This window comes from Brevibacillus sp. JNUCC-41 (assembly GCF_014844095.1).
Classification (GTDB): Bacteria; Bacillota; Bacilli; order Bacillales; family DSM-1321; genus Peribacillus; species Peribacillus aracenensis.
The window spans coordinates 3,948,318-3,961,608 of record NZ_CP062163.1; the positions used below are offsets into that span (position 1 = coordinate 3,948,318).

General features: G+C 37.4%; 10 protein-coding genes and 1 pseudogene. 7 read left to right on the plus strand and 4 right to left on the minus strand.

Annotation, left to right across the window (positions count from 1 at the left end; genetic code table 11):
- The first annotated feature begins 1 nt into the window (after position 1).
- From JNUCC41_RS19280 to JNUCC41_RS19295, 4 genes are all read left to right on the plus strand, one after another.
- Positions 2-322: a DMT family transporter gene (locus tag JNUCC41_RS19280; RefSeq protein WP_192204382.1), complete on the plus strand. Its 321-nt coding sequence runs from the start codon at positions 2-4 to the stop codon at positions 320-322.
- Positions 323-908: 586 nt separating this feature from the next.
- Entirely contained in the window at positions 909-2,129 is a 1,221-nt protein-coding gene (locus JNUCC41_RS19285; protein ID WP_228467374.1) for a M20 metallopeptidase family protein, read from the plus strand.
- Positions 2,130-2,207: 78 nt separating this feature from the next.
- The gene (locus JNUCC41_RS19290; protein ID WP_192204383.1) at positions 2,208-3,032 is read left to right on the plus strand and encodes a DUF3100 domain-containing protein; all 825 of its coding nucleotides are present in this window, start codon (positions 2,208-2,210) and stop codon (positions 3,030-3,032) included.
- Between the two features lie 21 nt (positions 3,033-3,053).
- The gene (locus JNUCC41_RS19295) at positions 3,054-3,497 is read left to right on the plus strand and encodes a hypothetical protein (RefSeq protein WP_192204384.1); all 444 of its coding nucleotides are present in this window, start codon (positions 3,054-3,056) and stop codon (positions 3,495-3,497) included.
- 738 nt (positions 3,498-4,235) lie between these two features.
- Here the strand turns inward: JNUCC41_RS19295 and JNUCC41_RS26845 are convergent.
- The 4 genes and pseudogenes from JNUCC41_RS26845 to JNUCC41_RS19310 all read right to left on the minus strand — a co-directional run.
- Positions 4,236-4,476: pseudogene (locus tag JNUCC41_RS26845) on the minus strand (LysE family translocator); the annotation flags it as partial.
- The gene (locus JNUCC41_RS19300) at positions 4,467-5,342 is read right to left on the minus strand and encodes a DMT family transporter (RefSeq protein WP_192204385.1); all 876 of its coding nucleotides are present in this window, start codon (positions 5,340-5,342) and stop codon (positions 4,467-4,469) included. The pseudogene JNUCC41_RS26845 and the gene JNUCC41_RS19300, both read right to left, overlap by 10 nt.
- Positions 5,343-5,602: 260 nt before the next feature.
- The gene (locus tag JNUCC41_RS19305) at positions 5,603-6,811 is read right to left on the minus strand and encodes an aminotransferase-like domain-containing protein (protein WP_192204386.1); all 1,209 of its coding nucleotides are present in this window, start codon (positions 6,809-6,811) and stop codon (positions 5,603-5,605) included.
- A gap of 159 nt (positions 6,812-6,970) precedes the next feature.
- Positions 6,971-8,344, minus strand: a complete 1,374-nt coding sequence (locus JNUCC41_RS19310) for an aminotransferase-like domain-containing protein (protein WP_228467375.1) — start codon at positions 8,342-8,344, stop codon at positions 6,971-6,973.
- 457 nt (positions 8,345-8,801) lie between these two features.
- On the opposite strand from JNUCC41_RS19310, the gene JNUCC41_RS19315 reads away from it, so the two are divergent.
- Genes JNUCC41_RS19315 through JNUCC41_RS19325 form a run of 3 tightly spaced genes read left to right on the plus strand, consistent with a single transcriptional unit; the run spans position 8,802 to position 13,284 of the window.
- A complete protein-coding gene (locus tag JNUCC41_RS19315; protein WP_192204388.1) occupies positions 8,802-10,121 on the plus strand; it encodes a helix-turn-helix domain-containing protein in 1,320 nt (439 codons plus the stop codon).
- 37 nt (positions 10,122-10,158) lie between these two features.
- Positions 10,159-11,637 (plus strand): M81 family metallopeptidase, encoded by a 1,479-nt coding sequence (locus tag JNUCC41_RS19320; RefSeq protein WP_192204389.1) that lies wholly within the window; start codon positions 10,159-10,161, stop codon positions 11,635-11,637.
- 24 nt (positions 11,638-11,661) lie between these two features.
- Entirely contained in the window at positions 11,662-13,284 is a 1,623-nt protein-coding gene (locus JNUCC41_RS19325; protein WP_192204390.1) for an N-acyl-D-amino-acid deacylase family protein, read from the plus strand.
- Positions 13,285-13,291: the final 7 nt, after the last annotated feature.

Sequence of the window (13,291 nt, forward strand, 5' to 3'; positions counted from 1 at the left end):
AATGGCTTGGTTTTTTCTTCTTATTGCCGGATTTGCCGAGATTGGCAGTGTTATAAGCCTGAAACGTGCAAAAGGGTTTAAAAAATTGCTTCCCACTGTAGCTTGTCTTTTTTTTGGGAGTTTAAGCTTTTATTTTCTTTCTTTGTCATTAAATTCCATTCCAATAGGGACTGCCTATGCGATATGGACCAGTATCGGCTCTGTTGGAAGTGTTTTAGCAGGAATGATCTTCTTTAATGAACCTAGAAGTTTAAGATTAATCCTATTTATTATGTGTATTATTGCAGGGGCTGTAGGTATTAAAATGACTTCAGGACATTAAGTTCAGGATTTTAAATGGAAATAAGTGGAGAAAGGTATTACCTATGGAGGAGAGGCGAGATGAAAACTATTCAAGATTTAAGGATGCTGCATTCTGATTTGACCGTGTACAACTGCCATAATATCTGCTTCAATTTTTGAGTTTTTAAATTATTCAATGTAATGGTGCGATACTTCAATAACGAAGTGTCGCTTTTTTATGACCTTCCGCTAAAGTCGTACCCGTCCTAAAAATAGCTAACCATTTCCTTCGTCGATAAGTCGCTTTCATAGCTTACCTTATCTTGTGCAAATCTGGTCCTCGCGTATGATACTTTCCGGATCCTCGAGACAATCGTTCCTCTAACAACTTGGCTCTTTTGTTCTCCTTTTTGAACATTCGCTTAAAGAGAATAATGAATTTTTTGTATTTTCAATATTTACAGTCAATATTTGAAATGGTAGTATAACAATATCTATTAGGAATTATCAAATAATAAGGTTTTTTCAAAAAAATCATTTTTTTATTATAATGAAAGTTTTTAAAACTAAAATATTGATATTATAGCTAGAATATTTTGTATTTATTTTTCTTTAGGGGATGAATGATGATGATCAAAAAAATGTCAAATGCAATAAAGTCAACTGAAATAGTAGAGCAAACATCTGGAATATATGAAGAAGCTGTGAGATTAAGAAGGATGATTCATGAAAATCCTGAACTTGGATTTGAAGAGCATAAAACGGCTGAAATTATTGCAAATTATTTAAAAGATCTTGGAATTGAAGTGACATCCGGAGTGGCTAAGACAGGGGTTGTGGGTATTCTTCGTGGAGATGAAGAGGGACCTGTGCTTGCTTTGCGAGCTGATATTGATGCTTTACCTATACAGGAGAAAACGGATGTAAGCTACAAATCTAAAAATCCTGGGGTTATGCATGCTTGCGGACATGATATGCATACCGCAATGTTACTATCTGCCGCTAATATTTTATCTCAAAATAAGCATCATATCGCGGGTACAATAAAATTCATTTTTCAACCTGCTGAAGAGATGAAGGGCGGGGGAATAATGATGGTTGAAGAAGGTGTATTAAGCAACCCTCCCGTCGACCATGCTTTTGCTTTTCATGTTTGGCCTGAATTAGCTACTGGAACTTATGGTTTTAGAAATGGTGCGATAATGGCAAGTATGGATTCTTTTGATGTTGTATTAAAAGGTAAACAAGGTCACGGGGCAGCACCGCATCAAGGAGTAGATGCTATTGTGGGTGCTGCTCATGTTGTAACAGCTCTACAAACAATTGTTAGCAGAGAAACAGATCCAGTAGATTCCGTTGTTATTACAATCGGAACAATTGAAGCAGGAGATGGCTATAATATTATTCCTGAAAAAGCTAGTTTTAAAGGAACTGTACGAACACTTAATGCGAACACTCGTAAGGAAGTGGCTGCAAGCATTCAACGGATTATCGAAGGAGTGGCTTCCGCACTTAAATTAGAAGTTGAAATAAACTATAACTTTACAGTGGGGTATCCTGTTACAATGAATGATCCAAAATTTAATGAACATGTTGCTGCCATTGCTACTGATTTATTTGGAGAAAACTCAGTGCAGTGGTTGTCAAAACCAAGTATGGCAAGTGAAGATTTTGCTTTCTATTTAGAAAAAGTCCCGGGTACATTTGTCTTCTTGGGAGTAGGAGAAAACCCTGAGGATCCGATGAAGCTGCATAGTGACGTATTTTTGCCAGATGAAAAAGCGATGATCCAAGGGATTTCCCTTATCGTCGGACTGGCTATGAATACAACTGAAAAAATTCAATAAGTTAAAAAATGATAAGCAAAAACAGTGTTGGTTTTCCTTTTAGAATCAGCATAATTTGTAGAAAAGGAGTGTAATAAAGTGCAAGAAAATTCTCTGCGTAATTGGAAAATTCATTTATTTGTTTTGATATTAGTCTGTGTTACAGAATTTATTGGCGTCAAAACGTTTAACATTGGGATTGGAGCCATTGCATTATTTCCAATGTTGTATGCATTAATTATCGGAGCCATTATTAGTTTACCTTCTTTCAAAATTTTAAAAATGAAGGAAATGAATGTAGCGGCCAATATTTTAGGGATTTCATTCATGCTTTTTGTAGCCAAATTGGGAATGTTAATGGGGCCTTCATTGCCGAAGATATTTGATGCTGGGATTTCTTTAGGATTACAAGAAGTGGGACATTTCGCAGGTACTATCCTATTAGGGTTACCGATTGCTTTATTACTTGGAATGAAAAGAGAAGCAGTCGGTGCTACTTTTTCAATCGATAGAGAACCTAACTTAGCCATTATCGCTGAGAAATATGGCTCGGATTCACCAGAAGGACGGGGAGCGCTGGGCGTATATGTTTGTGGTACTTTGTTTGGGGCTTTATATCTGTCAGTGTTAGCAAGCTTTTTGGCTCAAACTGGTTGGTTTCATCCAATTTCACTAGCCATGGGCGCGGGTGTAGGCTCAGGTAGTATGATGGCTGCCATGTCAGGGGCATTAGCTGTTATATTCCCGGAATCCGCAAAGGATATCGCAGTTTTTGCTGGTGCTGCTAACTTAATTACAACAATTTTAGGAACGTATATATGTGTATTCTTTTCTCTTCCTTTTACAAACTATTTATACAAAAAATTTGAGCCTATTTTAGGGCGAAAGTCAAAAAAAGATCAAATCAAAAATATTGAAGCATAGGGCATAAAGGGGAGATTTTATATGAAAGATAAAATATTGACTTTTTTAATTATCGGCATAATAGCTATTATGGGAAATTGGATTGGATACAATGTTTCACCAATTGACGCATTACCAGGTATGATGATCATTGTTGCTGTAACGATATTAGGGTTCTTTTTCGCAAAAATCTCCCCTATTAAACTACCAATTGTTGTTTGGGTTTCTATGTTAGCCTTATTGGTTACAACTCCGATTTTTCCAGGAAACGCATCAATCATTAAAATAACAGAACAAGTTAATTTTATGGCATTGGCAACACCTATTTTGGCTTATGCTGGCCTTTCTTTCGGGAAAGATTTGAAAGAATTCAAGAAATTGGGATGGCGTATAGTTGTTATATCTCTAGTTGTTTATACAGGAACATTTTTACTATCCACTCTAGTTGCAGAAATTGGTTTTAGATTAACTGGTAAATTCCATTAAGTTTTTGTGATCGTGCTATTAGTATTTCACTTAAAACCTAGGAAACGAAAAAGATGTCTACGCTGTATGAGATGTCAAAAAAGCAGCACAGTTTCACTTTAACTTTAATGGCTTTATAAAATGTCCGATTCCAAGATTATGGAATCGGGCATTTTTTTATGCAAGGAAAGCATCAATTTCTCCAGTAAGAACTGAAGTATTAGGTTCCTAGATTGGTATCTGATTTCCAATGGATATAGATATGATTAGCAAAATATCCTACGCAATATATAGCCATTTATACTCTTTAACATTGAAGCTGCCAGAGGATTGCAGTTATTTCAATGTCTGTTTCATATAATGAAGCAATCTATAAACAGTTAGAAGGAAAAGAAAAGCAACAAATATCCCTTGAATTAGATAATTGGAAGCCTCTTTCCTAAGTAGTCTAATGTAATTTAAGGAATATATTGATTTGACTATGGAAGGATTGTTAAGGATCGAGAAGCCTATATTATGGAGAGTTAGATGAACCAGAAAAAAGCTGATTATATATATAAATAAATGTATCTACACATCTTAGACGTTTAAAAGGGTATCGAATTCAGACATTTGATGATAGTAGGTCAAGATAAGAAGAGATTCATAATGAAATCCTCTCCTTATTAGAGAGTTTAGAAGGCTGATACCCTAAATGCAAAAGAGAAATAATCAACCATATATTAGATTGATTATTTCTCAAATTAATAATCATCAAAGTTATTCTTCTAAGGATAACCTTACACCGAATACTAATAATACTGTACCCGAAATACCATGGCACTATTAACACTCTCTCTTTTTAAGACCATTCTGCTGTCGTATTAGTACGATAGAGTAAGTTCCAAATACCTGTAAGTGCTGTAAAAGTGAGTCCCAATAAAAGAAACTGGAAAAAATGACCTTGACTATCTAAAAAAAATTGAGGTAAGAAGCTTAAAACTGTCGTTTTCAGGTTGACTTTGAAAGTTTTATTGATTTATTTTCGCTAACAAATGTTGAACCTAAAAGCAATATACCACCAAGCATTTGAACAAATGTCATTTGCTCTTGCAAGATAAGAGCAGAAATCAGTATCGCTACAAATGGATCTACATAGCTTAGCATAGCAATACTTTGTCCTTTTAACTTTTGCATACCCGAAAAAAATAACCAAAATCCAATACCAGTGTTAACAATCCCTAATAGAATTATAAAGGGAATGGATGATCTGGATACTTCGAAGATACTAAATCCTTCAGTAATAAGCACATAAGGTAATAGCAGCAAAGCAGTTGTTCCAAGTTGGATCATGGTAATCTCTAACTTGGCCATGTTTTGAATGAATTTATTTAATAACATTAATGCAGCGTAAAATGCAGCTGCAGCTAATCCAAAAAAGATCCCAAGCAGATCACCTTTTCCAGATGCACTTATGCCATTTCCAACAATCAATAACATACCTAATATCGCAACACCAATACAAACAATCTTTTTGATAGGTAATTGTTCTTTAAGGATAATTGGTGAGAGAATCATGACAAACACAGGTGCAAAGTAATACCCTAATGTTGCGTTAGTGATTGTTGTATAATCGTAAGATTGATAGAGAAAAATCCAATTCCCTCCTAATGCAATACCAGAAAGAAATAGGGTGGAAGCATTAATTTTCACTGATTTCCACGAAATGGATTTTTTCAACATAAAAAATACGAACATTAAAAATAGACATCCAATTGAACTACTTAGTAAAGCTGTCTCACTCGAAGATAAATCAATGTATCTTTGCACTAAACCAATCGTACCAAAGATTATCATTGATAATATAAACTGAATGTTAGATTTCATCGTCTACTCCTTCGAATCTGCGAAACAGCTTATATTTCACAGATTCTTAATCTGTTTTTAATATAAGCTTATTCAGTACTGTTTTAACAAATGGAGTAAACGGTGGTGGCGGTGATGTTGAAAATGGCTTCCAAGTGTTTAATTTTGTATTTGATAATGGCATCATAATTCCCCCTATTTTTTCTATTAATAGATTTTGAAAGTGACAAGATAAGCATTCCTTCATATAGAGCTGCAATGACAGAAGCTAGGTTGCCTTGTCATTGCTTAAGAAGATGTTGTTCTTGCTTTAATTCATGATGTAAGACCTCACCAATACGTTTTATACCTTCCCTAATTTGTTCTTTCGTTGTATTCGAGTAATTTAACCGTAATGTGTTCTTTTGTGTACCATTTGGAAAAAATGGAATGCCAGGAACAATGGCCACATTATTTTTCAAGCACTCCACAAAGATTTTACTTGAATCAACTGAAGCAGGAAGCTCTACCCAAATAAATAATCCGCCTTCCGGCTTGCTGTAGGAGATGTTTTCAGGGAAAAATTGATCGATGCAGGAAATCATCGTTATGCACCTTTCTTTGTATACGGCTTTAATTTTCTCAATATGAGCCTCTATATCATAAAGTTCCATATATTTAGCCGTGATCCGCTGTGCAAAGCTGTCAGAGTGTAAGTCTGCTGTCTGTTTAAATGCCACGTATTTCTCAATAAATACTTCATCCGCACAAATCCAGCCAAGCCGAAGTCCCGGTGTGAAGATTTTCGAAAAGGTGCTCAGATAAATAACCCGGCCTTCTGTATCAAAATATTTTACTGGCGGAAGGGCAGTTCCAGAAAACCGGATAGCTCCGTACGGATTATCTTCCAAAATCAAAACATCATACTGGCTGGCGAGCTCGATCATTCTTTTTCTTCTTTCAAGCTTGAGCGTTCGGCCTGTCGGGTTTTGAAAATCGGGAATGGTATAAATGAATTTTGTCTGGGGATTCTCCTGAAGCCGTTTCTCCAGTTCTTCCATCATCATGCCGTCTTCATCCATCTCTACTTCTACAAAGTTGGCATTGTATACTTTAAAAGCATTGACCGCAGCCAGGTATGTAGGGCTTTCGCAAATGATGGTATCCCCTTCGTCAAGAAAGAGCTTTCCTGTCAGGTCAATAGCTTGCTGGGACCCTGATGTAATCACGATTTGCTGTAAATGGGCTTGAATACCGATCGCATCCATCCGCTTAATGATCGCGTTTCTAAGCGGGATATAACCTTCTGTTGTACTGTATTGAAGGGAAGCAGGGCCATCTTCTTTAAGAACGGCTTCACATGCCACATTCAGTTCAACCATGGGAAACAGTTCCGGAGCCGGGAGACCTCCTGCAAAAGAAATCACTTCTGGCCGTTCTGTGACCTTTAAGATTTCACGCGTTTCAGAAGATTTAACCAAACTAGCTCTCTTTGCAAATTTGTTGTGCATTTCTAAATGCTCCTTTTAATCATATTGTTTAAAAATCATTAGCTGTTTCGTTTTCTTTACTGTATCGAGGCATGATATCCTCCCGCTAAATTTGAATTATCATAACACGTACATAAAAAACCATACAATATTATAATTGTATGGCAAACAATATTCCTTTCACGTTTCAATTATTTTTTTTAGTATATTAAGCGCTTTTTCAAGTTCCTCTTTCGTTTCTGGCGCACAAATCCCCAAACGCACTGCATTTGCCGGGGCGACATTACCTACCGCAAATCGCCCTCCACTATAAACTTGTACACCTTGTGCTGCAGCTATTTGTTCAAATTGGTCCCCTGAATAACGGTTCGGCAGATGTAACCAGCGAAAAATCCCTGTTTCTCCGCCTAAACAATTTTCCTTATCTAAATAATGATTGACCAATTGATTGCGAGCTTTAGTTTCCTCTTTATGAAGTGCAACAATGTTTTCAAGTTGACTCGATACGATTGCTCTCGCTGTTAACTCCGCAAGTAGCGGCGATACGGAAATATTTAAGTTATAAAGAGCTTTTCGAGTAGGATCCAGGAATTTAAAAGGAACTGCCACATAAGCAAGACGGAGTCCAGGTGCCATCGATTTCGATAAACTCGCTATATAAATCGAATGCTCAGGTGCATATGTCGCTACGGCCGGCAATACTTTGTCTTGGGTTAAATGATACATTCCATCTTCAATGATAAATAAATTATACTTTATGGCAATCTCTGCAATAGCCTTTCGAGTACCGATACTCATTTTATACGTCATCGGATTCTGGTAATCCGGAATAATATATAAGCCTTTAATGTTTTCGTTTTTGCATGCATAAAGAAGTGCTTCCGGACTCATTTCATCAGTTTCTGACCGAATCGGGACAAGCTGGATGCCCAGCATCGCGGCAGCTGTCTTTAACCCTGGATATGTATGGTGATCGACACCTATCCGGTCTCCATGCTGACAAAGACCTGCAAGTGTTGCGGTGATGGCATTTTGTCCGCCATTAGCCAGTAAGATATGCTCTCTAGTCGTTTCAACACCGGCATGTTTTAATAATTTGACGCCTGCATCTTTTTGCCAGATCGAATCACCTGGCCGGCTGTACCCAAACCATCTTGCACAATCGGATTCTTGTAACATGGATTGCAGTAGGTCATGTAAAGGTCCGTATGATACACGATCTGGTAGCATTGCGCCCATTTCAATTAAATGTTTTGGCTTTTCTTCTGAAAGCAAGTATGCGTTCGAAATCGCATCATATGAAACATACGTTCCACTGCCAATGGTTGCACTAATCAATCCTTTTAACTCAGCTACTTTAAATGATTTTGAGATTGTACTTAGATTCACATCCAAATAGTCTGCTAACTCTCTTTGCGGTGGAAGTTTTGTGCCTGGAACTAAGCGTCCCTCTTTAATGTCAGATTCTAATTGCTTAGCTAATGCCTGATAAATCGGTCTATTTTCTCGATTTAATGTCGGCTTCCATGTCACTTCAAACGAATTAATAGGCACAATCCTCATCCTTTTTTCATACAATTATAAAATTGTATGGCAACAAATTCAAATTCATAAATTACTTTAGACATTTTTCACAATCGAGTGCGATTTTTAAAGAATAAAGGACATAACCTATTTGATATAACAAATAGGTTATGTCCTTTAATTTATCTATATTTTTTTAATGTAGGTCTTGATAAACAATGATATTCGGCAAATAGACATTTTTTCTCCAATTCCGCCCATTAACGTATGATCTGGATAATAGATCAATAATGGACCAGGCACGACGATATAGTATTCTCCATTGCAAAAGGAGTGGAGAAAGATCAAATAAATAACTAACCGCTTAAAAAAACGTATTTCGGTCCATTAACAGACATTTACTTTTATTATTTAGATAGTTAAAGTTATAAACAATAATAAAAACTTACTATTCAGTATTATTTGAAAAATGAAAGTGGAGGATCAAATGAATACAAAAGTATTAGTAATAGGTCCTATAGATTTAGTAGAACTAGTGCTTACCATCGGCCAATCGTACTCTGACATTACCATGTTACCTGCACCTTATAAACATGAACAGGAAACAATAGATGTGATTAGAAGAAGAGTCGACGAGGCGGATGTTTTATTCTTTTTAGGCACCATTCCTTATCAAATGGTAAAGAATCAAAATATTACAAAGCCAATGGTTTTTATCCCCTCAACAGGAACATCTTTGTATCGAACACTTTTTAAGATCATTACTGAAACTTCTTTCAATCCAATCAAGGAACCGTTAAGGATTAGTATTGACACATTGCCAAATAGAGAAGTAAAAGAGTGTTTTGAGGATTTAGAAATATATCCAGAAAAGATGTTTCTGAAAGCTGATCACAAAGCGGATGAATTGGTTCATTTTCATTATGAATTATGGAAAAATAATCAAACTCAGGTGGCCGTTACATGTGTTAAATCTGTATACGAATCGTTAAAAGGGCTAGGGGTGCTAGTATTCAGGGTCCTCCCTACAATGTCCGCCATTCGATCTAGTTTGAATAATGTTCTCTTGGAGGGGAAGGCCTTACTTCAAAGCGATACACAAATTGCCATTGGAATCCTGCATTTTAATAACTTGCTTTCTTCTTTAAAAAAGCCCGTATCAGAATATGGAGAACAGCGAAAAAAAGCAGCACTTCAAAATATTCTTATCGATTTTTGTGAAGAGGCCCAGGCTATTTTTGACTGGTCAGAACGAGATGAAGTCCGATTTATAACTACTCGGGGCGCCATTGAAAGGACTACCCACAAATATAAAAAAGCTCCGCTATTAGATGAGATAGCCATGAAAATCGATGTAGAGACCACCATCGGAATAGGATTTGGATATACAGCAAACGAAGCGGAAGTGAGTGCCCGTAAAGCACTTATGAAAGCGAGGCTTAATAAACCGAGTTGCTTTGTGGTTGACATGGATGGAACGGTTTTTGGGCCTGTCGGAAAAGATGGGAGATTGAAATATTCCTTGCGGAGTGATGACCCACATCTAATGAATTTAGCAAAAACGGCTGGGCTCAGTATTGCAACCATTAACAAATTACTTTCCTTTTGTGAGTGCTTTGGCAATAGATGCATCACAGCTAATGATCTTGCTAACGGACTGGGTTTGACCATTAGGAGCGCAAGGAGAATCCTGAATACCCTTGAAAATACGAATCTAGCCGTCATCGTGGGTGAGGAACAGCCCATAAACCGAGGAAGACCCCGACAGCTATATGAATTCCAATTTTCCAGGGAGTCAGTCAGATAAGGTTTTATTTATTAATAGTGAAGAAAGGGGAACTTTTATGAGAATAGCAATCGGTCAGTTGGCCCATGAAACGAATACGTTTTCTCGAGTAAGAACGACAGTCGACTTATTTAAAGTATGGGAATGGACCCAAGGAAAGGAACTTCTCGATAGGCATACTGGTGTATTGGATTATTTGGGTGGGATGATCGAACGGGGAGAAGAGCTGGGGATTGAAATTGTGCCAACCTTTGCAGCCATGGCCAATCCTTCAGGAACGATAACACAGGAAACGTTTCAAAAAGCAAAAAATCTATTAATATCAAGTATTATGAATGCTGGAAAATTGGATGGGATTTGTCTATTTCTTCATGGAGCAGGAGTAGCAGAAGGAGTTGACGATATTGAAGGAGAGATCCTATCGGAATTAAGAAGCGTTTTGGGTTCAAAAATACCAATAGTAGCTGCTTTGGACCTCCATGGTAATATTACGGAAACCATGGTTGAAAAAGCAGATGTACTGCTCGGCAATATAGATTACCCTCATACGGATTCCTATGAAAGGGGGATAGAAGCGATTGATATAACCGCTCGCATGATTCAAGGGAAAGTTAACCCGGAAATGGCTCTATCTAAATTACCATTACTAATTCCTACTACAACCTCCTACTTTTCTCCAATTAAAGAAATCAATGAATGGTGCGAGGAATGGGAAAAGCATCCCGAGGTCCTTGATTGTACCTTATTCCATGGCTTTCCATATTCAGATATCCCTCACGCAGGAGTTTCGGTAATTACCATTACGAATAATGAACCCTCTTTAGCACAAAAAATATCAAATGATATAGCTGCTAGAATTTTTGAAAAGAAAGATGAATTTTATCCAATATTGCCGACACCAAAGGAAGCCATTTCATATGCTTTCTCCCGAAATGAAATGCCCATCATCATTAATGAAGCTTCTGATAACCCTGGTGCTGGTACACCAGGTGATGGCACCTTTTTATTGAAGGAAATGATAGAAGCAAACATTCCAAATAGCTGCTTTGGGTTTATTTTTGATCCAGAAGTAGCAAAAGTGGCCCATAAAGAAGGTGTGGGGTCCCTAATTCATGTCGAATTAGGCGGAAAAACAGATCGTTTACATGGTAACCCTCTAAAAATATCAGCTTATGTAAAAAGCCTATCTGATGGCAAGTTTATTCAGTCCTCACCGATGTGGAATGGAAGCAAGGTGAACCTGGGGAGAAGCGCAAGATTATTGGTTGGTAATGTGGATATCATTGTATGCTCTGTTAATTCCCAGACCTTTGATGAACAAATTTTCCTTCTTCATGGAATAGATGTTGAGAAATCAAGTATTGTTGGTTTGAAATCATCTCACCATTTTCGCGCAGCCTTCATGCCTATTGCTAAAGAAATCATAACGGTTGACTCGCCTGGGTTAAGCAGTGCGAAGTTATCAACCTTTGATTACAAGAATATAAGCAGACCGATTTACCCTTTTGATTCTATTTTAAATCATCAATTAGTCTAACTAATATATAGAGGATGTGGTCAAATGCTAGACGTGATTATAAAAAATGGAAGGGTTTATGATGGGACAGGGAACCCTTGGACGAAAACTGACATTGGAATCGAGGATGGAAGAATTACTTTAATGGGGAATTTAAGCAGCGAACAGGCTGGGCAAACCATAGATGCCAATGGGTTGGCAGTTTCACCAGGATTTATTGATCCTCATGTTCATTCCGATTTACTTTGCACTGTTCCAGAAGTTCATAAAATAAAAGCACTTCAGGGTGTGACCACAGAATTATTTGGCCAGGATGGTATTTCTGTTGCTCCTGTATCAGAAAAAACAAAGCCGTTATGGAAAAAACAATTAAGTGGACTGAATGGTGATATTGGGGAATGGCCATGGAATAGCATTGATGAATATTTTTCATTTCTAGAAAAGTCAAAAATGATAGGAAACGCAGCTTACCTGGTACCTCATGGCGCGGTTCGTTCCTTGGTCATGGGATTTGAAGATAGGGTGGCAACTAAACAAGAATTGGAAAAAATGCGTTTGCTGGTCGAGGAAGGAATGCGTATGGGAGCAGTAGGCTTGTCCTCAGGATTGGTATATCCCCCAAATGTTTTCTCCAATAAGGAAGAATTGATTGAAATATGCAAGGGTACCGCGAAATATGATGGCTGTTTCGTTGTCCATATCCGGAATGAAAGCATTCACTCTTTATCAGCTTTGGATGAAGTCATAGATGTTTCCAGACAATCCGGTGTAAGATTACATATTTCTCATTTTAAGATAATCGGCCAAGGAAACAGGGATAAATTTAAGAAAGCACTGGATAAGATGAGTGCCGCTAGACAGGAAGGTATTGAAATTACCTTTGATCAATATCCATATTCAGCAGCTTCAACCGTTTTTCATGCCATACTTCCACCTTGGATGCATGCAGGCGGAACGGAAGAAACGCTGAAACGATTGAGTATTCCAGAATTCAGAAAAAGAATCTCTGATGAATTTAAAACAAACACAGACTATGAAAATTGGGTTTTGAATTGTGGCTGGAAAAATATCATGATTACCTCCGTTCAAACGGGTTCTAATAAACGCTTAGAAGGTAAGGATATGATTGAAATTTCAGAAATCAGGCAGCAATCCCCTGAAGATGCCGCATTTGATATTCTTATTGAGGAAAAAGGGAATGTAGCAATGGTCATTCATTGGGGCTTTGAGGAGGATGTTTTGCAGAGTATGTGTCATCCGCTGCAAATGGTGGGATCTGATGGGATTTTTGGTGGTAAGCCGCATCCACGATTACACGGGACATTTCCGAGAGTATTAGGCAAATATGTTAGGGAAGAAGGAGCTTTGACGCTTGAACAAGCGATTCGTCGAATGACAGGTGCTCCTGCGCAGCTAATGAGATTAAAGGATAGGGGGCTAATTAAAGAGGGATATCAGGCAGATATTGTTATATTTGATCCCGGAAAAATTAAAGATCGAGCTACATTTGATGAGCCGCTATTAGAACCTGAAGGCATACATGTGGTTTATATAAATGGAAAATTAACCGTTTATCATGGGGAATACACAGGAGCACGATATGGGAAGGTAATTAGAAGGTTCCGAAGTTCAAAAATAAATAAAGTGGCAACATTTCAGGATCGATAGATAATAC

What these genes read in the sequence shown, in the direction of transcription:
- JNUCC41_RS19295 (WP_192204384.1), top strand. Translation starts at nt 3,054, where the DNA reads ATGAAAGATAAAATATTGACTTTTTTAATTATCGGCATAATAGCTATT.
- JNUCC41_RS19285 (WP_228467374.1), top strand. Translation starts at nt 909, where the DNA reads ATGATGATCAAAAAAATGTCAAATGCAATAAAGTCAACTGAAATAGTA.
- JNUCC41_RS19315 (WP_192204388.1), top strand. Translation starts at nt 8,802, where the DNA reads ATGAATACAAAAGTATTAGTAATAGGTCCTATAGATTTAGTAGAACTA.
- JNUCC41_RS19305 (WP_192204386.1), bottom strand. Translation starts at nt 6,811, where the DNA reads ATGCACAACAAATTTGCAAAGAGAGCTAGTTTGGTTAAATCTTCTGAA.
- JNUCC41_RS19300 (WP_192204385.1), bottom strand. Translation starts at nt 5,342, where the DNA reads ATGAAATCTAACATTCAGTTTATATTATCAATGATAATCTTTGGTACG.
- JNUCC41_RS19280 (WP_192204382.1), top strand. Translation starts at nt 2, where the DNA reads ATGGCTTGGTTTTTTCTTCTTATTGCCGGATTTGCCGAGATTGGCAGT.
- JNUCC41_RS19325 (WP_192204390.1), top strand. Translation starts at nt 11,662, where the DNA reads ATGCTAGACGTGATTATAAAAAATGGAAGGGTTTATGATGGGACAGGG.
- JNUCC41_RS19320 (WP_192204389.1), top strand. Translation starts at nt 10,159, where the DNA reads ATGAGAATAGCAATCGGTCAGTTGGCCCATGAAACGAATACGTTTTCT.